This window comes from Radiobacillus deserti (assembly GCF_007301515.1).
In the GTDB taxonomy this organism is placed as follows: domain Bacteria; phylum Bacillota; class Bacilli; order Bacillales; family Amphibacillaceae; genus Radiobacillus; species Radiobacillus deserti.
The window spans coordinates 1,597,881-1,623,537 of the sequence record NZ_CP041666.1; the positions used below are offsets into that span (position 1 = coordinate 1,597,881).

Here is a 25,657-nt window from a genome sequence, read left to right on the forward strand (position 1 = left end):
GAAGTACCGTTAGTAATAAGGTGAGGAGGATTCTTTCATGTCCAATTCCAATGCTCCTCAAGATGAGCAATTATGGCAGAGCTGGATAACGGATCAGGATAGTGATGCGGCTAATCAACTTATACAAAAATATAGCTATATTGTGAGCTATCACGTCCAACGGATTGGTGTCCATTTACCTAGTAGTGTAAGCAGGGATGATATTAAAAGTTTGGGATTAGTTGGCCTGTACGACGCACTCACAAAGTTTGACCCTAAACGAGATCTCAAATTTGATACGTATGCATCCTTTCGAGTACGTGGCGCCATAATTGATGGTCTTAGAAAAGAAGATTGGTTGCCGCGATCCGTTCGTGAAAAAACAAAGCAGCTAGAGCGCGTATCCAATCAATTGGAGCAACAATTACAACGAAAGCCAAGTTCTGAGGAAATTGCGAAGGAGCTTGGTATTACAGAAAAGGAAGTCGAAGAAACCATTAAAGACTCCTTATTTGCGAATGTATTATCGATGGATGATAAACCAAAGGATCTTCGTAAAGAACATAGAGAAGGAATTGGATATTCAGTACCAGATGAATCCACTACCACTCCAGAACAAAATATTCTACAACAAGAAAGTTACACCGAACTGGAGAAGGGAATCAACAAGTTAAATGAGAATGAGCAATTAGTAATTAGCTTATTCTATAAAGAGGAATTAACCTTTACGGAAATTGGACAAGTACTAGGATTAACTACTTCAAGGATTTCACAGATTCACCGCAAGTCTATTGTGAAATTGAAACAAGTGCTTGCTAATATATCTTAGTAAGGTCGAAAGGAGCTAAGGAAGCACAAAAGCTCCTTTTTTTCTGTATGTACAAATGGTCGTAGCAGGATTTTTGGTTCTTTGTAGCGTATAATAAACATATCGATGAAGAATTAGATAACATTATAATCCCTACATATAGAGTATGCTAATTTTCAATCGTATAAATGTTCATTGGGGTGAAAGCCGTGAGTTGGAAATCGGTTGAATTACAAGTTGCTTTACCACGTACGCAAGATGTTGGCAAAATGCAGGAGCAGATGCAACAACGAAACCAAGTCTTACAAGAATCACTTGCTCAAAGCCAATCGGTCGCGGAAGAAATGAAGAGAAAAAAAGTAAATGATTTTGAACAAAAAGACAAGGTGAATCTAAAGAACCAATCCCATTCTCATACGAAGGAAGAAAACAGTGAACACCATATGGAGGAACAAACTCCCGCTGTGGATCACCCTTACTTAGGGAGAAGAATTGATTTCAATGGGTAGAAAGGATTAGTATGTTAACATTATTAGTCATGATGAGCTTGTTCCTTCATGTTTTATCCTTTATAGCAATACGATTGCTACTTAATAAGGTTAATAAGCTCTCACAAACTGAATCAAACTATAATCAAAGAGTTTCCGAGATGGAAGATTTATTTGCAACTTATCTAGAAGAAATTAAGCTGGAAAACGAAAAACTAGAGCAAGCTATGAACCAAACTAGAATTCATGAACAAACACGACCTTCTTCCATTATCTCTGAAATAGAGCCTGCATCTATAAAAAAGCAAGCAGTAAAAGACGAGTCACCAAAAAAAGGGCATATAAAAAACATACCAGCTATAGAACCAGAAAAGAGAAAGGAATATGCCCCTCCTACAGAGCTTCCAGTAGAAGATACGGTTGAACAATCCCTTCAATCTAAGGTGTATCAATTACATGATCAAGGGTTTTCCGTGGAAGAAATTGCGAAGCAATTAGATTGTGGGAAGACAGAAGTGGATCTCATGTTAAAATTTAAATCGTAAAAACTCGTTATTTTGCTTGATTGCTCGAATTCGATATGATATATTTATTTTTGGTGTTAAATACACACGTTCTTGGTAGTGGTTGAGTGGTGCTAGTCAAAAGGATAGTCCTTGACCATAATGAAGGGAACGGAGGATCAAAAAAACCATATTAGGAGGAAATAATTCATGGCAGTTATTTCAATGAAGCAATTACTTGAAGCTGGTGTACATTTTGGTCACCAAACTCGTCGTTGGAACCCTAAGATGAAAAAATACATCTTTACGGAACGTAACGGCATTTATATCATCGACCTTCAAAAAACAGTGAAAAAGGTTGATGAAGCATACCAATACATTAAAGATGTTGCTGCAGATGGCGGTACTATTCTTTTTGTTGGTACAAAAAAACAAGCACAAGAATCTGTTAAAGAAGAAGCGATTCGTTCTGGTATGTACTTCGTTAACCAACGTTGGTTAGGTGGTACATTGACAAACTTCCAAACCATCCGTAAACGTATTAACCGTTTGATAGAAATTGAACGTATGGAAGAGGATGGAACATTTGATGTTCTTCCGAAAAAAGAAGTTGTAGGACTTCTTAAAGAAAAAGAACGTCTTGTTAAATTCTTAGGCGGAATTAAAGAAATGAAAAAGCTTCCTGATGCTTTATTCATTGTAGACCCACGTAAAGAACGTATTGCTGTTGCAGAAGCACATAAATTAAACATTCCTATCGTAGGTATCGTCGACACTAACTGTGATCCAGACGAAATTGATTATGTAATTCCAGCAAACGATGATGCAATACGTGCTGTAAAACTTCTAACAGGTAAAATGGCAGATGCGATTCTAGAAGCTAAGCAAGGTGAAGTGACAGAAGAAGCTGCCACTGAAGAGGTTGCTAAAGAAGTAGAAACAGCACAAGAGTAAGAAAGGTTTGAGGTGATAGAAGGGGAACCTTTTATCACCTTTTTTTGAAATGACCAAGGCAAATCCGTGCATACTAAAAACGAATGTAGATTCATGTCTGTGTTGCAAAAAAGAACATTATTTTACATAAGGAGGATATACAATGGCTATTACTGCACAAATGGTAAAAGAACTTCGTGAAAAAACTGGTGCTGGAATGATGGATTGTAAAAAAGCACTACAAGAAACAGAAGGTGACATCGAAAAAGCGATTGATTACCTACGTGAAAAAGGGATCGCAAAAGCTGCTAAAAAATCAGACCGTATTGCTGCAGAAGGTTCTGCACATATTGAAGTAGACGGAAATTATGCTGTTCTAATGGAAGTGAACTGTGAAACAGACTTCGTTACAAAAAATGATCAATTCCAAAACTTGCTTAAAGAACTAGGTGCACATTTACTTAGCCAAAAACCAGCTTCTGTTGAAGAAGCACTTCAACAGCCCTTAAATGGTAATGGTGAAGTGGTAGAAACATATATTAATTCTGCCATTGCAAAAATCGGAGAGAAAATTTCCCTACGTCGTTTCTCTATTGTTGAAAAAGGAGATAATGATGCATTTGGTGCGTACATCCACATGGGTGGAAACATTGGTGTTCTAACTCTTCTTGAAGGTACGACAGACGAAGGATTAGCGAAAGATGTTGCGATGCATATTGCAGCTGTGAACCCACGTTATGTATCTCGTGATGAAGTTTCTGAAGAAGAAGTAAATGCAGAACGTGAAGTATTAAAAACACAAGCACTAAATGAAGGAAAGCCGGCGAATATCGTTGAAAAAATGGTAGAAGGCCGTCTTGGTAAATTCTTCGAAGAAATTTGCTTGCTAGAACAAAGCTTTGTTAAAGACCCTGACCAAAAAGTAAAAAAATATGTTTCTGATAAAGGTGCTTCTGTAAAAGGATTTGTTCGCTATCAAGTAGGCGAAGGTATGGAAAAACGTGAGGATAACTTTGCCGAAGAAGTAATGAGCCAGGTTAAGAGATAAGTTTAAACCAATCAAGTAGGGGACACAGTGTGTTCCCTATTTTCCCGTATCAGAGAACTAGATCCTGTCAGTAAAGAAGGGTAAAGTATGGAGATAAGATGTATTTGCATTATCGAACAACAACTTGCCTTTTAAAGTAACAGGATTATTAAATAAGCTTCGTTCAATACATAGATTAATGGAGGTTAATATGACAACAGCTCGCTACCGTAGGATTGTGTTAAAATTAAGTGGAGAGGCATTGAGTGGGGAACAAGGATACGGAATTGAACCGAAAGTCATTCAATCCATTGCTGCTCAAGTAAAAGAAGTGGCTGAACTAGGGGTAGAAGTGGCCGTTGTCGTAGGCGGCGGAAACATATGGCGTGGAAAAGTAGGAAGTGAAATGGGGATGGATCGTGCCAATGCAGATTATATGGGCATGCTTGCAACCATCATGAACTCATTAGCGCTTCAAGATAGTTTAGAGAACTTAGGCATACCAACTCGAGTGCAAACCTCTATTGAAATGCGACAAGTTGCAGAGCCTTATATTAGAAGAAAAGCAATCCGACATTTGGAAAAGAAAAGGGTTGTCATATTTGCAGCTGGAACAGGAAACCCATATTTCTCTACAGATACAACAGCAGCTTTACGTGCTGCAGAAATTGAAGCAGAAGTTATATTGATGGCTAAGAATAATGTGGATGGAGTGTACACAGCAGATCCAAAGCTTGTGAAGGACGCCAAAAAATATGATGAATTGTCCTATTTAGAAATTTTGAATGAAGGTTTAGCCGTTATGGACTCCACTGCTTCATCCTTATGTATGGATAACAATATTCCATTATTGGTGTTTTCCATAACAGAAGAAGGGAATATTAAACGAGCAGTGTTAGGTGATAAAATAGGAACGATTATAAGGGGGAAATAAACATGTCAGATGCAGTGATTAATGAAACAAAACAAAAGATGAAACAGGCTGTGCAAGCATTTTCTAAGCAACTAGCAACTGTAAGAGCTGGTCGAGCTAATCCTTCTTTATTAGATAGTGTTTATGTAGATTATTATGGTGCTTCCACTCCTTTGAATCAATTGGCTACAATATCTACTCCAGAAGCTAGGTTGTTAGTCATTACACCATTTGATAAGTCTTCCATTGCGGAGATTGAAAAAGCAATTCAAAAAGCAGATTTAGGTCTTTCTCCTTCTAGTGATGGGAATATTATTCGTATTAATATTCCGCCACTAACAGAAGAACGTAGAAAAGAACTAGTGAAAGTAGTCGGCAAATATGCAGAAGAAGCGAAAGTGCAAATCCGTAATATCCGCCGTGATTCCAATGATTCTTTAAAAAAGGCGGAGAAAAACGGAGACTTAACAGAGGATGACCTAAGAGGTTACCAAGATGATGTTCAGAAGGAAACCGATCATCACATTGATGAAATTGATGAACTGGTGAAGCAAAAAGAAAAAGAAATCATGGAAGTGTAAACATTGTCCTAATGCATGAGAAACCCTCTTGAGGAAAGAGGGTTTTTCCGTTATATGGTCTATGTAGTTAGGTTACAATGGAAGATGACAGCCTAGAATGTAAAAGTGTCTCTTTATGATAGAATAGAAAAGGTATATACTTACAGAAGATGTGCAATACGTAAAACATTTAAAGCCTTTTCGAAAAAACTGGAGGATCAAGATATGCAAATTAAGCTTCCATTTGTAAAAAAAACAAAGAGAGCCACTGAACAACGAGAAGATAGTTTAGAACCGAATCTTCATACAATTCCGCAGCATGTCGCCATCATTATGGATGGGAATGGTAGATGGGCAAAAGAGAGAGGGTTACCTCGAATTGCTGGTCATAAAGAAGGAATGTCTACGGTACGGAAGATTGTTGCGGCTTCTTCCAAACATGGGATAAAAATTTTAACGCTGTATGCATTCTCAACAGAGAATTGGAGTCGTCCAAAGACCGAAGTAGAGTTTATTATGAAGCTTCCAATGGAATTTTTAAATACATATTTACCAGAATTAGTGGAAGAAAACGTTCAAGTTCGTACAATTGGAGATTTTGAAGGTTTACCGACACATACCAAAAAAGCTGTCCAAGAAGCAAAAGATCGGACAAAGGATAATAATGGTCTAATCCTAAATATTGCTTTAAACTATGGGAGTCGCCATGAAATTTTGCGAGCCATACACTCTATCGTACAAGGTGTTCAAGATTCAGAACTTGCGCTTGAAGATATTAATGAGGATTTATATAGTTCTTACCTTTATACAGATGGCTTGCCTGATCCGGACTTATTAATTCGAACTAGTGGTGAACAGAGATTAAGTAACTTCTTGTTATGGCAGTCCGCATACACAGAATTCTGGTTTACAGAGAAATATTGGCCGGATTTCGATGAAGAATTACTAAAACAAGCCCTCCAAGACTTTCAAAATAGAAAGAGAAGATATGGAGGAATATAAGGGATGAAAGAAGCATGAAACAACGCATTATAACAGCAGTAATCGCAATTCTATTATTCTTTCCTATTGTTATTTATGGGAAGTGGCCGTTTCAGGTTCTTATTTACATCCTTGCAACGATAGGATTGCTCGAATTACTAAAAATGAGAAAAACGACAAGTTACCCGATTCCTTCTATCATCTCAATCGCTTTATTGTGGGTATTATTAATACCTGATTCGTTTATTGAGCGTATGAGCGAGAATCCTTTTAATAAATCGGAGTTTATGTTGTTTTTTGTGTTTGTTATTGTTAGGGTATACAGTTCTTGTGAAAACCAAATTCACATTTGAGGATGCTGGATTCTTAGTATTGTCTGCGGTCTATGTAGGCCTGGGCTTCTATTATTTTATGGAAGCTAGCAAGGATTTATCTATCGTTTTTTATGCCATTCTAGTTATTCTTGCTACAGATACGGGAGCATATTTTTTTGGTCGAGCATTTGGAAAACGAAAGCTTTGGCCGGAAATTAGTCCGAATAAGACCATTGAAGGTGCTATTGGCGGAATTGTTCTCGCCTGTGCAGTGGCTTTAATTTTTCAAATTTTTGTTCCGATTTTATCATCGGTTATCGTTTTACTATTTGTCACGATTTTAGCTTCTGTCGTGGGGCAAATTGGGGACCTTGTTGAGTCTGCGTTTAAGCGTTATTATAATGTGAAAGATTCCGGTAATATATTACCAGGTCACGGTGGAATATTAGATCGTTTCGATAGTTGGATTTTTGTTTTTCCGTTGTTACATTTTATTCAGCATTTTATTCCGTTTTTATCATAAGATGGAATAGATATAGGAGAGTGTCACATGAAGAAGATTGCTATCCTCGGTGCAACTGGATCGGTTGGCTTACAAACGTTTGACGTTGTCCGAGCTCACCCAGAATTATTTCAAGTATATACAATGGCATTTGGGCGGAATGTGGATGTCGCCATTCCATTGATTAAAGAGTTCTCTCCTAAACGAGTAGTAGTACAGGACCTTGAAACGAAACAAGCTCTTTTGCAAGAAGGAACGAGTGCAGAAGTGGTTGTTGGTAGTACTGGTATGGTGGAAGTAAGTGCGGATGCAGAAGTAGACGTGGTCGTGAATGCCGTTTTAGGAAGTGTTGGATTAGAAGCCACGCTAGCTGCCATTCGTGCGGAAAAGCAAATTGCATTTGCTAATAAGGAAACCTTAGTAACTGCAGGTCATCTCGTAATGGAAGAGGCAAAACATCATGATGTTTCGTTACTACCAGTCGATAGCGAACATTCTGCTATATTTCAGGCTTTAAATGGGGAAAGGAAAAGCGATGTTCATAAGCTTATTCTAACCGGATCGGGAGGAAGCTTCCGGGATTTAACGAGAGAGCAGCTTACAAACGTAACGGTTGAAGATGCGCTCAAGCATCCAAATTGGAGTATGGGAGCAAAGATAACAATTGACTCTGCTACTATGATGAATAAAGGGTTAGAGGTCATTGAAGCCCATTGGTTATTTGATACGCCTTACGAGGATATTGATGTAATTCTCCATAAAGAGAGTGTCATTCATTCAATGGTAGAATTTAAGGATAACAGTGTTATTGCTCAGCTTGGTACACCAGATATGAGGGGTCCCATTCAATATGCCCTAACGTACCCTTCTAGACAACGGCTACCTAGTCCAAAATCTTTAGATTTAATCGAAATGGGCAAGCTACATTTTCAGGAAATGAGCTTTGAACGGTTTCCGTGCTTAAAGATGGCATATGAAGCTGGAAAAGTTGGAGGAACGATGACAACTGTATTAAATGCAGCGAATGAAGTTGCCGTTGCGTTGTTCTTGCAGAACAAAATATCATTTCTAGATATTGAACGATTGATTGAAAAAGCTTTACAACGTCATCAAGTTATTCATCATCCAGATCTGGAGACGATTTTGGCGGTTGACGTTGAAACGAGAGCGCAAATTAGAGAAAATGTATAGAATAAAGAGAGTGCATGAGACATAACTCCCATTAACCGTTAACAGTGGAAAAGGAAGGTGCTAACTTTTGAATACCATCATCGCATTTATTTTAATGTTTGGCTTGCTTGTGTTTGTACACGAGTTTGGGCACTATTATTTTGCAAAACGAGCTGGCATGCTTGTGAGAGAATTTGCCATTGGTTTTGGACCAAAAGTTTTCTCGTTTGTAAAAAATGAAACATTATATACGATACGTTTAATACCTGCTGGAGGTTATGTACGTGTAGCAGGAGAAGACCCTGAAATCATTGACCTCAAACCTGGGCAGCATGTTGGGTTAGAATTTAATGCAGATGGAAAAGTCAACAAAATAATTATTAATAACAAATCGAAGCACCCACAAGCACGAGTTGTCGAAGTAGATAAGGCGGACTTAGATCACCGTTTAATAATAGAGGGATTTGACATCGATGAAGAGGAACGTCTGGTTTTTGAAGTTGATGAAAAAGCATTCTATATTATGGACGAGCAAGAAACACAAATCGCTCCTTACAATCGTCAATTTGCATCTAAGACGAAAGGTCAGCGCTTTATGCAGTTATTTGCTGGTCCATTGATGAACTTTCTTTTATCGATTGTCATCTTTTTTATTCTTGGCTTTGCACAGGGGATTCCGACAGAAGAAGCAATCATCGGAAATGTTCAACAGGACAGCCCTGCAGAAGAAGCTGGTTTTCAGCCTGGGGATGAAGTACTCCAAATCGATGGGAATGCAATTGGGTCCTGGGAAGAATTCCAATCCATTGTTCAGGCTAGCCCTGAGGAAGAGCTAACCATGACCGTTAATCGAAATGGAGAACAAGTGGATGTAGAGGTCGTTCCAGCAGCTGTTAAAGGACAGGACAAAGAAATTGGACAAATTGGGATCCAAGTGGCTTTGGAAAGATCTGTTTTAAAATCCATCCCATACAGTGTAGAACAGACCTATGAATGGTCTAAACTTATCCTAACAAACGTTACGAAATTAATAACTGGACAGTTTTCCATTGAAGCATTATCAGGTCCGGTAGGCATATATGATACAACAGATAAAGTGATACAAACTGGGTTCATGAACTTCTTAATGTGGACTGCAGCATTAAGTGTCAACCTAGGAATTATTAACTTACTTCCACTACCAGCTCTTGATGGAGGAAGACTTTTATTTATCGGGATAGAAGCGGTAAGAGGAAAACCAATGGACCCTCAAAAAGAAGGAATCGTCCACTTTATCGGATTTGCGCTTTTAATCTTACTTATGCTAGTTGTTACATGGAATGATATACAACGAATCTTTTTTCAAGGCTAAACGAGGTGAAATCATTGAGACAATCACAAAGCTTAATACCAACATTAAAAGAAGTACCAGCGGATGCCGATATAAAAAGCCATCAACTGCTTTTAAGAGCAGGGTTTATTAGACAAACAGCTTCGGGTATATACAGTTTCTTACCTTTGGGAAAGCGAGTGTTAAAGAAGGTAGAAGACATTGTTAGAGAAGAAATGGATCGTATTGGGGCAAATGAGATGCTCATGCCGGCTATGCAACCTGCGGAGCTTTGGAAAGAAACGGGGCGTTGGAACAATTTCGGTCCAGAGCTTATGCGGATGCATGATCGCCATGAGCGTGAATTTGCACTAGGTGCGACACATGAGGAAGTCGTTACAAGTATTATTCGTGATGAAGTTAAAAGCTATAAACGCTTACCTTTATCTTTGTACCAAATCCAAACCAAATTCCGTGATGAAAAAAGACCGAGATTTGGCTTGCTTCGCGGACGCGAATTTGTCATGAAGGATGCTTATTCCTTCCATGATTCATTTGACAGCTTAGATGAAACCTACAAACACATGTATGAAGCATACAAACGAATTTTTTCTAGATGTGGTTTAAATTTCCGTGCAGTAATCGCGGATTCAGGATCAATGGGTGGAAAGGATACACATGAGTTTATGGTACTCTCCGAGGTTGGAGAAGATATCATAGCATACTCCGATCAATCTGAGTATGCTGCTAACATTGAAATGGCACCAGTCGTTACAACGTACTCCGTTCCGGAAGTAGCTCAAAAAGACATGGAACTTGTTGAAACACCTGGTAAGAAAACAATGCAAGAAGTGGCAGATTATCTAGGCCATGGACTTGATCAAGGCTTAAAGGCAATTATGTTTAAAGTAGATGATCAACTTGTATTAGTCGTTACTCGTGGTGATCATGAAGTGAATGATATCAAGCTTAAAAATCTTTATAATGCGAGTATTGTGGAATTAGCATCCGAGGAAGAAACTCGTCAACTACTAGGGGCAGGTTTTGGTTCCCTTGGACCAGTAGGTGTTGACAATAAAGTGGATGTCATCGCAGATACAGCGGTAGAGTTCGTCCGTAACGTTTCTTGTGGTGGTAACAAAGATGGGTATCACTACATAAATGTAAACCCTGGTAGAGATTTTCAAGTGAAGGAATATGCAGATCTTCGATTTATTCAAGAAGGTGATCCATCTCCAGATGGAAAAGGCACGATTCAATTTGCAAAAGGAATTGAAGTAGGTCATGTATTTAAGCTCGGTACTTTGTATGCTGAACGGATGAATGCAACCTTCTTAAATGATCAAGGAAAAGCGAATCCGATGGTTATGGGTTGCTATGGAATTGGGGTTTCAAGAACTGTTGCGGCGATTGTTGAACAGTTCCATGATGATAATGGAATGGTGTGGCCGACGGCAGTAGCTCCGTATCAAGTTCATCTTCTCGTTCTTAATAGTAAGAATGAGGAACAAGCTAGTCTAGGAGATCAACTCTATGAAGAACTCATCCAAGCAGGAGTGGAAGTATTATATGACGATCGGAAAGAGCGTGCAGGAGTGAAATTTGCAGATAGTGATTTGATTGGTATTCCTAATCGTATCACAGTGGGGAAACGAGCGGCAGATGGAATTGTAGAATTTAAGCAACGTTCTGATGACGAAAAAGAAGAGCTTACTATTGAACAACTACGCGACAAGTTCACTTCTTTTATTGGAAAATAAATTTTCGATTTCGCAACGATTCCTTTGTCGAATATTGATGACAAGCATTTTAACAAGTAGTAAAATGAGAGAAGGACATGGAAACAATGTCCTTCTTTTTTTTACTTAGTTTGATAGGACTGGATACGGGGAGGAACTTGTAATGGAGATATCCAGCAAAGATAAAATGAATGTACTGTTAAAACAACTTGAAATACCTGAAGAAATGATTAGTAACTACTTTACAAATAGTTATTTATCCAAGGTAGAAGTGTTTAAGCATATAAAGAAATGGCATTTTCACATTCACGTAGATAACGTGCTACCATCGTCTGTCTACCAGCTGTTCACTGCAAACTTGCAGCAATCATTTACATCTATAGCCACAGTAGACTGGACGTTTTATCCGAAAGAAAACCAATTACCAGCGGAAGATGTTATTTCATACTGGCAGAGCTTTCTACAATCAACCGAATTATCACCCGCTTACCGTGATTTAATTTTAAATCAAACACCTACCATAACTGGAAACAAGCTCGGGTTAACCGCACGTAACGAAGCCGAATCCTCGGCCTTGAAAAAACGATTAGATCCTAGCTTTAAAGAGTTCTGTAGACAAGCGGGGATTGGACCGTTTACTCTTTCTGTGGAAGTGAAAGATGAGCCAAATGCATTAGAAAAATTCCGTGAGCAAAAAGCGTTAGAGGATCAAATGCTAGTGCAAAAAGCGGTAAAAGATAAAGAAGAGCGTGCGAAAAAGAAAGAAGATTCTGCTCCATCTGGTCCAATAATGATTGGATATAACATACAAGATGACATTACACCGATGAAAGAGATTGTGGAAGAGGAGCGCAGAATGACGGTTCAAGGCTACGTATTTGATGTCGATATACGTGAATTGCGTTCAGGTCGTCACTTGTTAATTATTAAAGCTACGGATTATACAGATTCCTTTCAAATTAAAATGTTCTCTAAAGGTGATCAGGATCAGGAAAGCTTTAAGCAAATTCAAAAAGGCATGTGGTTAAAAGCTAGAGGAAGTGTACAAACCGACAACTTTACAAATGAGCTTACCATGATGGCTAATGATATTAATGAAATTAAAGGGGAAACTCGAATAGACAAGGCGCCCGAAGGTGAAAAACGCGTTGAATTGCACGCCCATACTACGATGAGTCAGATGGATGCGGTTGTTTCTGCGTCTAAGCTTATTGCACAAGCAAAGGCTTGGGGACATTCTGCTATTGCAATTACGGACCATGCGGTTGCTCAATCGTTTCCAGAGGCGCATTCAGCAGGGAAGAAGCATGGCGTGAAAGTTATCTATGGAGTTGAGGCAAATCTCGTAGATGACGGTGTTCCAATCGCATACAATGAAGCGGACGTCGTACTAGATTCTGCAACCTATGTGGTATTTGACGTGGAAACGACTGGGTTGTCTGCGGTTTATGACACGATTATTGAGTTAGCAGCTGTAAAAGTTCATAACGGTGAAATTATCGATCGATTCGAATCCTTTGCAAATCCTCACCATCCGTTATCTCAAACGACCATTGATTTAACAGGTATTACAGATGACATGGTCAAGGATGCACCTGAAGTCGAAGAAGTGCTTAAGGATTTCCATGAATGGATGGGAGATGGGATTTTAGTTGCGCACAATGCTAGCTTCGATATGGGCTTCTTGAATGCAGGATTTAAGAAAATTGACATACCAGAAGCACCTAATCCGGTAATCGATACGTTAGAGCTTGCTAGATTCTTATTTCCTAATTTAAAAAATCACCGATTAAATACATTATGTAAGCATTTGGACATTGAACTAACCCAGCACCATAGAGCAATTTATGATGCTGAAGCGACCGGTTATTTGCTTTGGAAACTAGTAAAGCGAAGCTTAGAAAAAGAGATTGTGAACCATAACCAATTCAATAATCATATGGGAGAAGGAAATGCTTATCAACGTTCTCGCCCTTATCATTGTACGTTACTAGCTCAAAATGAAGTGGGATTAAAGAATTTGTATAAGCTAGTCTCTATTTCTCATGTAGATTATTTCTATCGTGTTCCACGTATTCCGAGATCTAAGCTACAACAATTTCGGGAAGGAATCATCGTTGGCTCTGGCTGTGATAAAGGGGAAGTCTTTGAAACGATGATGCAAAAATCGGAGCAAGAAGCAGAGAAAGTGGCTAGTTTTTATGACTATCTCGAGGTTCAACCACCTTCTAATTACTATCACTTAATAGAAAAAGAACTTGTACAGAATGAAGCACAAATTTTAGATATTCTAAAGAAAATCGTAAATCTTGGAGAACGATTAAGGAAAATTACAGTAGCAACTGGGAATACGCACTATCTAGAAGAACACGACAAGGTGTATAGACAAATTTTAATTTCTTCTCAAAACGGAAATCCGTTGAGTAGACAAACATTGCCTGATGTACATTTCCGGACAACGGATGAAATGCTTGAATGCTTTTCATTCCTTGGCAAGGAAAAGGCAAAAGAAATCGTTGTTACAAATACCAATAGAATAGCAGAGGAGATGGAAGAAATCTCTCCTGTTAAAGAAGATTTATACACTCCAAATATCGATGGGGCAGAGGATGAAATTCGTGAACTGAGTTACAACATGGCAAGAGACATATATGGGGAAGAGCTACCCGAAATCGTTGAAAAACGAATCGAGAAAGAGCTAACTAGTATTATAGGTCATGGATTTGCGGTTATTTATTTAATATCACATAAACTTGTGAAAAAATCGCTGGATGACGGCTATCTAGTAGGGTCTCGTGGTTCAGTAGGTTCTTCTTTAATTGCGACATTAACAGAAATTACAGAGGTTAATCCATTACCTCCTCATTATGTATGTCGATCATGTAAGTACCACGAGTTCTTTAATGATGGATCTGTTGGTAGTGGGTTTGATTTACCAGATAAAGACTGTCCAAATTGTGGAAGCAGCTTGAGAAAGGACGGTCAAGATATTCCATTTGAAACATTCCTTGGATTTAAAGGGGACAAGGTACCCGATATCGATTTGAACTTCTCAGGGGAATATCAGCCTAGAGCACACAACTACACAAAGGTTCTATTTGGCGAAGACAATGTGTATCGAGCCGGAACTATTGGTACGGTAGCTGAAAAAACAGCGTATGGGTATGTAAAAGGCTACGCGAGTGACCACCAGCTACAAGTGAAAAGTGCAGAGATTGATCGTTTAGTTCAGGGGTGTACAGGTGTAAAACGGACAACGGGACAACACCCAGGGGGAATCATCGTTGTTCCAGATGATAAAGAAATATATGATTTTACGCCAATTCAGTTTCCAGCAGATGATCGGAATTCAGAATGGAAAACGACACACTTTGACTTCCACTCTATTCACGATAATTTGCTGAAGCTTGATATACTAGGACACGATGATCCGACTGTGATTAGAATGCTTCAGGACTTAAGTGGAATTGATCCAAAGACGATTCCAACAGACGACAAAGAAACGATGAAAATATTTTCTGGAACAGAGTCATTAGGGGTTAGTCCAGAACAAATTATGTGTAAAACCGGGACACTAGGTGTACCGGAATTCGGTACCCGATTCGTGCGGCAAATGTTAGAGGATACAAGTCCCAAAACGTTTGCTGAGCTTGTTATTATATCCGGCCTATCTCATGGTACAGATGTATGGTTAGGAAATGCACAGGAATTAATTAACCAGGGCATTTGTGAACTACCTGATGTAATTGGGTGTCGGGATGATATCATGGTGTATTTAATGCACAAAGGATTAGATGCTTCTCTTGCCTTCAAGATTATGGAGTTTGTTCGGAAAGGGAAAGGACTTCAAGACGAGTGGATTGAAGAAATGAAAAAGCATGATGTTCCTGATTGGTATATTGATTCCTGTAAGAAGATTAAATATATGTTCCCAAAAGCGCACGCGGCTGCTTATGTTCTAATGGCTGTTCGTATCGCTTACTTCAAAGTTCACTACCCAATCTTTTTCTACGCAGCTTATTTTTCGGTGCGTGCAGATGACTTTGATTTAAATGTTATGGTTAAAGGTTCTCAAGAAATTCGCAAACGCATTGAAGAAATACAATCTAAAGGGAACGATGCATCTCCGAAAGAAAAGAACTTGTTAACCGTATTAGAAATTGCATTGGAAATGAATGAGCGTGGTTTTTCTTTCCAAAGAGTAGATTTATATAAATCTAGCGCCACGGATTTCATTGTGGACGGAAATACACTCATTCCTCCATTCAACGCGGTAGATGGTTTAGGAACGAATGCTGCTTTAAATATCGTGAAAGCTAGAGAAGAAGGAGAGTTCCTATCTAAAGAAGATCTAAGGGAACGAAGTAAGATTTCAAAAACCGTTTTAGAATATTTGGATCAACATGGATGCCTAGAAGGAATGGCGGATGCAAACCAGCTGTCTCTTTTCTAAGGCTTGGAGATGGCGATTCTTGCATTAAATTTCTAATTATGGTATATTCGTAGAGGAAAGTAATGATACGTTTGAAGAAAGAGTGGGTAAACCCCACTCTTTCTTTCATACTTCTTTCTTTTTGCACCGGAGTGAAAGTAACCCTGTAATGTGATAATGGTTGCTCAAATGATCCCTTGCCTGTTGGCAGGGGATTTATACTGATAAATGAATTTTTCATTTTCGAGCAAACTATTCCTACTAACGACATGATGATTCAGGGAGACTAGAACAATCTTCTAGAGATATTCATAAAGGAGGGATTAGGTTGAGTGCAAAGGTAACAGAAATTACAGAAGAGTTAGTTCGACCGATTTTGATGGATTTACAACTAGATCTTGTAGACATTGAATTTGAAAAAGAAGGAAAGAACTGGTTTCTTCGAGTATTTGTCGATAAACCAGGTGGCGTAGACATCGAAGAATGCGGGCAAGTCTCTGAACAGTTAAGTGAAAAACTAGATGCAGAGGATCCGGTAACCGTCCCTTACTTTTTAGAGGTCTCATCACCAGGTGCTGAACGTCCTTTAAAAACAGTAGAAGACATAAAGAAAAATGTAGACAAAAACGTCCATGTAAAGCTTTATGAAAAAATGGATGGAGAAAAAGAATTTGAAGGGGTTTTAAAATCCTTTGAAGAAGATGTCATTACGCTTGAGATACGAATCAAAAGTCGTAAAAAAGAGATTCAGCTACCATATGATAAAGTAGCCAAAATACGACTGGCGGTTACTTTTAATTAAAGGGGGATAAAACGTGAGCAGTGAGCTTTTTGATGCGATACATTATTTAGAAAAGGAAAAGGGAATCAATAAAGAGGTTCTCATGGAAGCGCTAGAGGCTGCTTTGATATCTGCTTACAAAAAGAACTTTAAATCTGCTACGAATGTTCGTGTAGATTTAAATGAACAAACAGGAAGTATGCATGTGTTTGCTAGAAAGGAAATTGTGGAGGAAGTACTAGATCCTCAACAAGAGTTGTCTCTCGAGGAAGCGAAATCCATTAGTCCTAACTATGAGGTTGGGGATATTGTGGAGCTTGAAGTTACACCAAAGGATTTTGGACGAATCGCAGCACAAGCAGCAAAGCAAGTCGTAACACAACGTGTTCGTGAAGCAGAACGTGGAGTTATTTTCAGTGAATATATCGATCGTGAAGAAGATGTCATGACTGGAATTATTCAACGGAAGGATCCACGCTTTGTCTATGTAAACCTAGGCAAAATTGAAGCTCGTCTCCCAGAAGGGGAGCAAATTCCTACTGAGCAATATGAAGTACATGACCGTATTAAAGTTTTTGTGACGAAGGTAGAAAACACGAATAAGGGACCACAAATTTTTATTTCACGAACTCATCCAGGTTTACTAAAGCGCTTGTTTGAAATGGAAGTACCGGAAATCTATGATGGTACTGTTGAAATCCGTTCTGTGGCTCGTGAGGCAGGAGATCGCTCTAAGATTTCAGTGTATGCTGCAGATCCAGAAGTTGATCCGGTTGGCTCCTGTGTTGGGCAACGTGGGCAACGTGTTCAAACGATTGTCAATGAGTTAAATGGTGAAAAAATTGACATAGTCGAGTGGTCAGAGGATCCTGTTGTCTATGTTTCTAATGCATTAAGCCCATCTAAGGTTGTAGATGTACTTGTAGACGAAGAAGCAAAAGCGACGACCGTTATTGTGCCGGACTACCAGTTATCGCTTGCAATCGGAAAGCGAGGCCAAAATGCTCGATTAGCGGCTAAATTAACCGGTTGGAAAATTGATATAAAGAGTGAATCAGAAGCGCGTGAAGAAGGCATTCTAACAGAAACAAATGAGGTTAGTGAATCTTATTCTGAAGTAGATGAAGATCTTTTCGAATAGGAGGTAGGTGTCATGGCAGGTAACAGAAAAGTTCCGTTAAGAAAATGTGTGGTAACACAAGAAATGAAGCCAAAAAGAGAACTAATACGAGTTGTTCGTAATAAAGAAGGGGAAGTTTTTGTGGATCCTACGGGAAAGAAGAATGGAAGAGGTGCCTATATCTCTAAAGATTCGGCTACCGTGGATCGTGCGAAAAAAACAGGTATTCTTAGCCGGCATTTAAATGCGGAAGTACCAGATTCTATTTACGAACAATTAATAGCTGTTATAGAAGGTAAGAAAATTGAGTAAAGATTATCTGAATTTATTAGGGCTTGCTTATCGTGCCAAAAAGTGTACGTTGGGAGAGGAGTCTATCATTCGTGATATTCAGAAAAACAAGGCGAAGCTAGTGCTCTTGGCCAATGATATTGGACAACAAACAAAGAAGAAAATGACGGACAAATGTACGTTTTATAAGATTCCTTGGAGAGTTGTCGATAATCGAGATACTTTATCTCATGCCTTAGGAAAATCCTCAGGCAGAGTGGCTGTAGCAATACTAGATGAAGGGTTCGCCAATAAGTTAACATCGTTACTCGATGAATCTATTCGGGGGTGAACGTATGAGTAAAATGCGCGTATATGAATATGCGAAAGAAGTTAATGCATCAAGTAAACAAATTATAAATAAATTAAAAGAATTAAATGTGGACGTGACGAATCACATGTCTACGATTTCTGATGATACAAGAGTAGAATTGGATAAAGTTTTTAAACCATCAAAGCAAGAGGAAAAGCCAAAGCAGGAAAAAGCAACAACTTCTTCAGCAAATCAGAATAAGAAGAAGGAAGCAAAACCAGCTTCAAAACCGGCTGCTAATCCTTCCAATACCGACCAGAACCATAAGCAAAAAGGCAAGAAGAAAAAGAACCGTAATAAAGGAAATCAAAGAAATAACGATGCGGCTCAAAGCCAAAACCAGAAGCCGCAAGATACACCTGGAAAAATTACGTTCTCAAATACTTTAACTGTGGATGAACTTGCTCAAAAGTTAAATAAAGAAGCAACAGAACTTATTAAGAAACTCATGTTTCTTGGGGTCATGGCGACGAAGAACCAAGATCTTGATGAAGCTTCTATTGAACTAATTTGTGAAGAATACGGTGTGGAAGTAGAGAAAGTTGTGGAACTGGATGAAACCGATCTGGATAACTTCAAAGAAGAGGATAAGCCGGAAGATCTAGTAGAACGTCCAGCAGTTGTTACTATTATGGGGCACGTTGACCATGGTAAAACAACACTGTTAGATTCCATTCGTAATACGAAAGTTACCGAAGGCGAAGCTGGCGGAATCACACAGCATATTGGAGCTTACCAAATCGAAGAAAACGGAAAGAAAATTACATTCCTCGATACGCCAGGTCACGCAGCCTTTACAAGTATGCGTTCACGCGGTGCACAAGTTACGGATATTGCAATTCTTGTGGTTGCTGCTGATGATGGGGTTATGCCACAAACGGTCGAAGCGATTAACCATGCGAAAGCCGCTGAGGTGCCAATTATTATAGCTGTAAACAAAATGGATAAAGAGGGTGCAAACCCTGACCGTGTAATGCAAGAACTTACAGAACACGGGCTAGTTCCAGAAGACTGGGGCGGAGAAACCATCTTCGTTCAACTTTCTGCTATTAAACGGGAAGGTATTGATGATTTATTAGAAATGATTCTACTTGTATCAGAAGTAGAGGAATTAAAAGCGAATCCAAATCGCAATGCAACTGGTACGGTAATCGAAGCACAATTAGATAAAGGCCGAGGATCTGTTGCCACATTACTTGTACAAAATGGAACGCTTCATGTCGGGGATCCAATTGTTGTTGGAAATACGTTCGGTCGAGTACGTGCTATGGTTAATGATTTAGGACGTAGAGTAAAAACAGCAGGTCCATCCACTCCTGTAGAGGTTACTGGATTAAATGACGTACCTCAAGCAGGTGACCAATTTATCGTTTTTGATGATGAGAAGAAAGCTCGCCAAATCGGGGAAGCTCGTCAGCAAAAACAAATTGAAGCGAACCGAAGTGATAAAGTAAAAGTAAGCCTTGATGATTTATTTGAACAAATTAAACAAGGTGATGTAAAAGAAATTAACTTGATTGTAAAAGCGGACGTTCAAGGTTCCGTGGAAGCAATGGCATCCTCTCTCGAAAAAATCGACGTAGAAGGTGTGAAGGTTCGTATTATTCACACTGGTGTTGGTGCTATTACAGAATCTGATATCATTTTAGCCTCTGCTTCTAACGCAATTGTAATTGGCTTCAATGTACGTCCAGATGTTAATGCAAAAAAAGCGGCGGAATCCGAAAAGGTAGATGTTCGTTTACACCGTGTTATATATAAAGTGATTGAAGAAATTGAATCTGCTATGAAAGGAATGCTTGATCCTGAGTTTGAAGAAAAAGTAATCGGTCAAGCAGAAGTACGTGAAATCTTTAAAGTATCTCGTATCGGTACAATTGCAGGTTCCTATGTAACAGATGGAAAAATCACTCGTGATTCAGGTGTTCGTGTTATCCGTGATGGTATCGTTATCTATGAAGGCGAAATTGATACGTTAAAACGTTTCAAGGATGATGTAAAAGAAGTCGCACAAGGTTATGAGTGTGGAATAACGGTGGAGAAGTTTAACGATATTAAAGAAGGTGACGTATTTGAAGCATACGTCATGGAAGAAATCAAACGAGTATGATCGCATATGCCGAGGTAGAGTGTCATATTTACGACACTCAATCCTTGAAACAAAAGCGCTCTGTTCTAAAGCGAATCATAGCAAGATTAAAAAAGGATTATAATATAGCTGTAAGTGAAATGGACCATCAAGATCTGTGGCAGCGCACAGTTCTTGGATTGGTCACGATTTCATCGGATCGAGTCACAGCGGAAAGAACGATCCAGCAAGCACTAGCATGGATTGATTCGTTTCCAGAAATAGAACGAGCAACGACAAATGTTGAATGGCTTTAACAGATAGCGATACAATAAGTGTGTGGTTTTCTATAGAGCATTCCCTCATGATAAGAGAGGTGATCGTTTATGAGTGATTTGCGTGCAACTAGAGTTGGAGAGCAAATGAAAAAAGAGCTTGGCGATATAATTAGTCGAAAGATTAAGGATCCAAGAGTCGGTTTTGTTACGGTAACGGATGTTGAGGTTACCGGAGATCTCCAACAAGCCAAAGTGTACATCTCTGTTTTAGGAGAGAATAAACAAAAACAAGATACACTTGTAGGACTTGCAAAAGCTAAAGGGTTTATCCGTTCCGAAATTGGAAAAAGGATTCGCCTTCGTAAAACACCAGAACTTATTTTTGAGTTTGACGAAGCGATTGAACAAGGAAATCGTATTGAGCATATCCTTCGCGAGTTAAACGACAATAAGGAATAGGAATACTTGATAAAACCCTTGTACCCCATAACAAGGGTTTTATCTTTGTCCTATTAAGATAATAAATACTATAGCTTAGGAAGGAGGAGGCAACGTGGATGGCATCTTACCATTATGGAAACCAAAGGGCTGGACTTCACATGATTGTGTTATGAAAATGAGAAGGCTTTTTGGAACAAAAAAAGTCGGACATACTGGAACATTAGACCCTGACGTGGAAGGTGTGCTGCCAATTTGTATTGGACGAGCAACAAAAATTGTTCCATTTCTAACGGATACAAAAAAAACATATGAAGCAGAGCTTTTACTAGGTTTTTCTACAGAAACGGAAGATAGTTCTGGTAAGCTGGTGGAGAGAAAAGGTGTGACAGAGCCTGTATCGGACGAACGTATTCTTCAAGCTTTACGCACCTTTAAAGGCGAAATCGAACAAGTGCCACCTATGTATTCGGCAGTCAAAGTGAATGGCAAAAAGCTATATGAATACGCGAGAGAAGGAAAATTAGTAGAGCGTCCTATTAGACATGTGCAAATCTATGACATACAGTATAAAAGGGAACAGACTTCTTTTGATGAAAACAATCAAACCCAGCGTATTTCCTTGAACATCATTTGTTCAAAAGGTACATACATACGAACACTATGTGTTGATATTGGAAAGACACTTGGTTTTCCCGCACATATGTCTCATCTTGTTCGTACAGCTACAGGCTCATTTACTACTCCAGATACATGTACCATCGAAGAATGTGAGGAAGCCGTTGCTGCTGGTGAAAAGGAAGCGTTACTGGCACCGATACAAAAAGGTGTTGACCATTTACCTGTTCTAGAAATAAACAAAGATGAAGTAGAAAAAATTTTGACAGGCCAAAAGCGGAAAAGACCTGATAATATTGTAGAGAATAAACCTTTTCGTGTGGAATACAAAGGTGAATTATTGGCTATATATCAAATACATCCAGACAAAACAGAAGAAATAAAACCTGTTCGTGTACTAAAACAGGGGGAAATGTAGGTGAATGCATGAAGACGATAAGATTGTCCTATCCAGAGGTCATAGACCGTTCTGCAAATCCAGAGACGGTAGCTGCTATTGGTTTTTTTGATGGGATTCATAAAGGACATCAGCAATTAATTTGTACAGCTGTTGATACAGCAAAATACAGAGGGATGAAGAGTGCTGTCATTACTTTTTCCCCACATCCTAAGGTTGTTCTAAGAAAGGATCACCAGGTTGTAAGATACTTAACACCTATCAAGGAAAAAGAAGCAATTTTGGAACAGATGAATGTTGATTTTTTATATATCATTGACTTTACAAAAGAGTTGTCAAAAGTGGCTCCTCAGGATTTTATCAATCATTATATAAAAGGGCTTAACATTCAACATTTAGTAGCTGGATTTGATTATAGCTATGGACATATGGGGAAAGGCTCCATGGCTACTATAGAAGAGCATGCTGCAGGAGATTTTACCTATACAGTTATCGACAAGGTGGAGCAGAATGGGGAGAAGGTTAGCTCTACTAGAATCCGTACATTGCTAGAAGAAGGAAAAATCGAGGAAGCGAATGATTTATTAGGAAGACCACTCATTGCAAGAGGAATAGTTGTAGACGGGGAAAAAAGAGGACGTCAACTTGGCTTTCCAACAGCAAATATCCGGGTATCAGATGACTATTTGCTACCAAAAACAGGGGTCTATGCTGTGACAGTAGTACACAATGGAAAGCGAGAAAAAGGGATGGCTAGCCTTGGCTACAACCCAACCTTTGACACCGTTCATGAAAGACCTCGTATTGAAGTGAATATTTTTGATTTTAATCAAGAGATTTATGGGCAAGAATTAGTAATAGAGTGGCGCTCTTTCCTTCGTGATGAAGAAAAGTATGACAATATTGAGGATTTAATCGCACAAATCCATCAGGATGAGGAAATGAGTAGAAAGCTTCTAGCAACGACTTCATAGAAAAACTTGCATTTTTGTAAAAAAAGAGTTAATCTGTATTACGGAAACCTGCTCTTGGCATAACGAGACTCCGACGTTTGCTAGGAGTCAGGGGATGACACATAATATTAGGAGGTGAACAGGATGGCACTAACACAAGAACGTAAGAACGAGATTATCAATGAATACAAAACGCATGATAATGACACTGGTTCTCCAGAGGTTCAAATCGCTGTCCTTACAGAAGAGATTACTAACCTAAACGAGCATCTACGTGTTCATAAAAAAGATCATCACTCTCGTCGTGGTCTATTAAAAATGGTAGGGAAACGTCGTAACTTGTTAAACTACCTACGTAATAAAGACGTAACACGTTATCGCGAGTTAATTAAAAAACTTGGCTTACGTCGTTAAGTTTTGTAAGAAAAGCGGGATTATTCCCGCTTTTTCTATACGTAAAATTATACATAGCTCTCTACAAGTTGGTAGCATAGAAGGTTGTAATTTTCACCTTTTAGTACAACCTATTGTCAGAGCACTAATTTTTTGATTGAGAGGAGTACAAAACAATATGGCAGAAGATAAGAAAGTGTTCTCCACGGAAATCTCTGGAAGACCTTTTTCCGTTGAAATTGGAGAGCTTGCAAAGCAAGCAAATGGCGCTTGCATGGTGCAATATGGAGATACTTCTGTATTAGCAACTGCAACAGGCTCTAAGGAGCCTAAAGATCTTCCCTTTTTTCCCTTAACTGTGAACTACGAAGAACGTTTGTATGCAGTTGGGAAAATTCCTGGTGGATTTATTAAAAGAGAAGGTCGTCCTAGTGAAAAAGCGGTATTAACATCGCGTCTAATTGATCGTCCAATTCGTCCGCTTTTCCCAGATGGGTACCGAAATGAAGTACAAGTTATTAGTACTGTCATGAGTGTGGATCAAGATTGCCCCACAGAAATTGCTGCAATGGTAGGTTCTTCTTTAGCTTTAGGGATTTCTGATATTCCGTTTGGGGGCCCAATTGCAGGTGTTATCGTTGGAAGAGTGGATGGAGAATTCATTATCAACCCAACCATTGAACAAGAAGAGAAAAGTGACCTTCACTTGACGGTTGCCGGAACAAAAGATGCGATTAACATGGTGGAAGCGGGAGCTGAAGAAGTTCCAGAAGAAATCATGCTCGAAGCAATTATGTTTGGTCATGAAGAAATCAAACGCTTAGTTGCTTTTCAAGAGGAAGTCATTGCAGCTGTTGGGAAAGAAAAGATGGAAGTAAAGCTGTTTGAACTAGATGATGAAATTGTGAATGAAGTAAAAGAAAAAGCAGAAGCTAGTTTAGTACAAGCTATACAAGTTCAAGAAAAACACGCAAGAGAAGATGCGATTAATGAAGCTAAAAAAGCGATCGTAGAACAATACGAAGAGCAAGAAGCAGAAGAGGATACACTTAAACAAGTGAACATGGTTTTAGACAAAATGGTCAAAGAAGAAGTTCGCCGTTTAATTACAAAGGAAAAAATTCGTCCAGATGGTCGTAAGATTGACGAAATTAGGCCTTTATCCTCTCGCATAGGTGTTTTACCTAGAACGCATGGCTCTGGATTATTCACACGTGGACAAACGCAAGCGTTAAGTGTTTGTACGTTAGGTGCACTAGGGGACGTACAAATCCTAGATGGTTTGGATTTAGAAGAATCTAAACGCTTTATGCATCATTACAATTTTCCATCCTTTAGTGTTGGAGAAACAGGACCAATTAGAGGACCAGGTCGTCGTGAAATCGGACATGGTGCATTAGGAGAACGTGCTTTAGAAGTAGTCGTACCTTCTGAGAAGGATTTTCCTTATACGATTCGCCTTGTGTCTGAAGTTCTAGAGTCAAACGGTTCTACATCTCAAGCGAGTATTTGTGCAAGCACATTAGCAATGATGGATGCGGGTGTCCCAATCAAGGCTCCAGTTGCTGGGATTGCAATGGGTCTTGTGAAGTCTGGTGAAGATTATACAATCCTCACTGATATTCAAGGGATGGAAGATTTCCTTGGAGATATGGATTTTAAAGTTGCTGGAACTGAAAAAGGGGTTACAGCTCTTCAAATGGATATCAAAATTGAAGGTCTATCTAGAGAAATTTTAGAAGAAGCGTTAACACAGGCGAAAAAAGGGCGTATGGAGATTCTGAAGCATATGCTTGAGACGATTGATGCACCAAAAGACGAGCTTTCTAAATACGCACCTAAAATTCTTACGATGCACATTAAGCCAGATAAAATTCGTGATGTGATTGGACCAAGTGGGAAACAAATTAATAAGATCATTGAAGACACTGGTGTAAAAATTGATATCGAGCAAGACGGAACGGTCTTTATTTCTTCAACAGAAATGGAAATGAACAAAAAGGCTCAAAAAATTATCGAAGACATTGTTCGTGAAGTAGAAGTTGGCGAAATGTATCTTGGTACAGTTAAACGTATTGAGAAGTTCGGTGCATTTGTAGAGCTATTTAAAGGAAAAGAAGGGCTTGTTCATATTTCAGAGATGGCAGAAGAAAGAATTAACAAAGTCGAGGATGTTGTCAAACTCGGAGATCAAATCATGGTGAAGGTTAAAGAAATCGACAACCAAGGACGTGTCAATCTTTCTCGTAAAGCTGTTTTAAAGGAAGAAAAGGAAAAACAAAATTCGTAACAACACGCAAGAAGCTGGCA

The 25,657-nt window shown here is 38.9% G+C and carries 23 protein-coding genes and 1 pseudogene; all 24 read left to right on the plus strand.

Annotation, left to right across the window (positions count from 1 at the left end):
* Nucleotides 1–37: 37 nt before the first annotated feature.
* The 24 genes and pseudogenes from FN924_RS08460 (at nt 38) to pnp (ending at nt 25,637) form a co-directional block, all read left to right on the plus strand.
* Complete coding sequence (locus FN924_RS08460) at nt 38–808, plus strand: FliA/WhiG family RNA polymerase sigma factor (protein ID WP_143893545.1); 771 nt, start codon at nt 38–40, stop codon at nt 806–808.
* A 188-nt stretch (nt 809–996) separates the two neighbouring features.
* The gene (locus tag FN924_RS08465; protein WP_143893547.1) at nt 997–1,296 is read left to right on the plus strand and encodes a hypothetical protein; all 300 of its coding nucleotides are present in this window, start codon (nt 997–999) and stop codon (nt 1,294–1,296) included.
* An 11-nt stretch (nt 1,297–1,307) separates the two neighbouring features.
* Nucleotides 1,308–1,820 carry a hypothetical protein gene (locus FN924_RS08470; RefSeq protein WP_143893549.1) on the plus strand — a complete coding sequence of 171 codons (513 nt, stop codon included), beginning with the start codon at nt 1,308–1,310 and terminating at the stop codon, nt 1,818–1,820.
* A gap of 168 nt (nt 1,821–1,988) precedes the next feature.
* Entirely contained in the window at nt 1,989–2,732 is a 744-nt protein-coding gene (rpsB, locus tag FN924_RS08475) for a 30S ribosomal protein S2 (protein ID WP_143893551.1), read from the plus strand.
* Between the two features lie 142 nt (nt 2,733–2,874).
* On the plus strand, nt 2,875–3,759 hold the full coding sequence (tsf, locus tag FN924_RS08480; protein ID WP_143893553.1) for a translation elongation factor Ts: 885 nt from the start codon (nt 2,875–2,877) through the stop codon (nt 3,757–3,759).
* A 190-nt stretch (nt 3,760–3,949) separates the two neighbouring features.
* Nucleotides 3,950–4,672 (plus strand): UMP kinase, encoded by a 723-nt coding sequence (gene pyrH / locus FN924_RS08485; RefSeq protein WP_143893554.1) that lies wholly within the window; start codon nt 3,950–3,952, stop codon nt 4,670–4,672.
* A 2-nt stretch (nt 4,673–4,674) separates the two neighbouring features.
* Nucleotides 4,675–5,232 (plus strand): ribosome recycling factor, encoded by a 558-nt coding sequence (frr, locus tag FN924_RS08490; RefSeq protein WP_143893556.1) that lies wholly within the window; start codon nt 4,675–4,677, stop codon nt 5,230–5,232.
* A gap of 204 nt (nt 5,233–5,436) precedes the next feature.
* Complete coding sequence (locus tag FN924_RS08495) at nt 5,437–6,213, plus strand: undecaprenyl pyrophosphate synthase (RefSeq protein WP_143893558.1); 777 nt, start codon at nt 5,437–5,439, stop codon at nt 6,211–6,213.
* Nucleotides 6,214–6,227: 14 nt separating this feature from the next.
* Nucleotides 6,228–7,029, plus strand: a pseudogene (locus FN924_RS08500) (phosphatidate cytidylyltransferase).
* A 27-nt stretch (nt 7,030–7,056) separates the two neighbouring features.
* The gene (gene dxr, locus FN924_RS08505) at nt 7,057–8,199 is read left to right on the plus strand and encodes a 1-deoxy-D-xylulose-5-phosphate reductoisomerase (RefSeq protein WP_143893560.1); all 1,143 of its coding nucleotides are present in this window, start codon (nt 7,057–7,059) and stop codon (nt 8,197–8,199) included.
* A 67-nt stretch (nt 8,200–8,266) separates the two neighbouring features.
* A complete protein-coding gene (gene rseP, locus FN924_RS08510; RefSeq protein ID WP_143893562.1) occupies nt 8,267–9,529 on the plus strand; it encodes an RIP metalloprotease RseP in 1,263 nt (420 codons plus the stop codon).
* 14 nt (nt 9,530–9,543) lie between these two features.
* Nucleotides 9,544–11,247: a proline--tRNA ligase gene (locus tag FN924_RS08515; RefSeq protein WP_143893564.1), complete on the plus strand. Its 1,704-nt coding sequence runs from the start codon at nt 9,544–9,546 to the stop codon at nt 11,245–11,247.
* Between the two features lie 142 nt (nt 11,248–11,389).
* Nucleotides 11,390–15,679: a PolC-type DNA polymerase III gene (locus FN924_RS08520; RefSeq protein ID WP_143893565.1), complete on the plus strand. Its 4,290-nt coding sequence runs from the start codon at nt 11,390–11,392 to the stop codon at nt 15,677–15,679.
* Nucleotides 15,680–15,986: 307 nt separating this feature from the next.
* Nucleotides 15,987–16,460, plus strand: a complete 474-nt coding sequence (rimP, locus tag FN924_RS08525; RefSeq protein ID WP_143893567.1) for a ribosome maturation factor RimP — start codon at nt 15,987–15,989, stop codon at nt 16,458–16,460.
* 13 nt (nt 16,461–16,473) lie between these two features.
* Nucleotides 16,474–17,580: a transcription termination factor NusA gene (nusA, locus tag FN924_RS08530; protein WP_143893569.1), complete on the plus strand. Its 1,107-nt coding sequence runs from the start codon at nt 16,474–16,476 to the stop codon at nt 17,578–17,580.
* A 12-nt stretch (nt 17,581–17,592) separates the two neighbouring features.
* Nucleotides 17,593–17,871: an RNase P modulator RnpM gene (gene rnpM, locus FN924_RS08535; protein WP_143893571.1), complete on the plus strand. Its 279-nt coding sequence runs from the start codon at nt 17,593–17,595 to the stop codon at nt 17,869–17,871.
* The gene (locus FN924_RS08540; RefSeq protein WP_143893573.1) at nt 17,864–18,181 is read left to right on the plus strand and encodes a YlxQ family RNA-binding protein; all 318 of its coding nucleotides are present in this window, start codon (nt 17,864–17,866) and stop codon (nt 18,179–18,181) included. The genes rnpM and FN924_RS08540 overlap by 8 nt, the downstream gene beginning before the upstream one ends.
* A gap of 4 nt (nt 18,182–18,185) precedes the next feature.
* Nucleotides 18,186–20,312 (plus strand): translation initiation factor IF-2, encoded by a 2,127-nt coding sequence (gene infB / locus FN924_RS08545; RefSeq protein ID WP_143893576.1) that lies wholly within the window; start codon nt 18,186–18,188, stop codon nt 20,310–20,312.
* Nucleotides 20,309–20,587, plus strand: coding sequence for a DUF503 domain-containing protein (locus FN924_RS08550; protein WP_143893578.1), 279 nt, complete (start codon nt 20,309–20,311; stop codon nt 20,585–20,587). Before infB ends, FN924_RS08550 begins: the two co-directional genes overlap by 4 nt.
* A gap of 69 nt (nt 20,588–20,656) precedes the next feature.
* Nucleotides 20,657–21,007, plus strand: a complete 351-nt coding sequence (rbfA, locus tag FN924_RS08555; RefSeq protein WP_143893581.1) for a 30S ribosome-binding factor RbfA — start codon at nt 20,657–20,659, stop codon at nt 21,005–21,007.
* 94 nt (nt 21,008–21,101) lie between these two features.
* Nucleotides 21,102–22,022, plus strand: coding sequence for a tRNA pseudouridine(55) synthase TruB (truB, locus tag FN924_RS08560; RefSeq protein ID WP_143893583.1), 921 nt, complete (start codon nt 21,102–21,104; stop codon nt 22,020–22,022).
* A gap of 8 nt (nt 22,023–22,030) precedes the next feature.
* A complete protein-coding gene (locus FN924_RS08565; protein ID WP_143893585.1) occupies nt 22,031–22,975 on the plus strand; it encodes a bifunctional riboflavin kinase/FAD synthetase in 945 nt (314 codons plus the stop codon).
* 123 nt (nt 22,976–23,098) lie between these two features.
* Nucleotides 23,099–23,368, plus strand: coding sequence for a 30S ribosomal protein S15 (gene rpsO, locus FN924_RS08570; protein WP_143893587.1), 270 nt, complete (start codon nt 23,099–23,101; stop codon nt 23,366–23,368).
* 157 nt (nt 23,369–23,525) lie between these two features.
* On the plus strand, nt 23,526–25,637 hold the full coding sequence (gene pnp / locus FN924_RS08575) for a polyribonucleotide nucleotidyltransferase (RefSeq protein WP_143893589.1): 2,112 nt from the start codon (nt 23,526–23,528) through the stop codon (nt 25,635–25,637).
* Nucleotides 25,638–25,657: the final 20 nt, after the last annotated feature.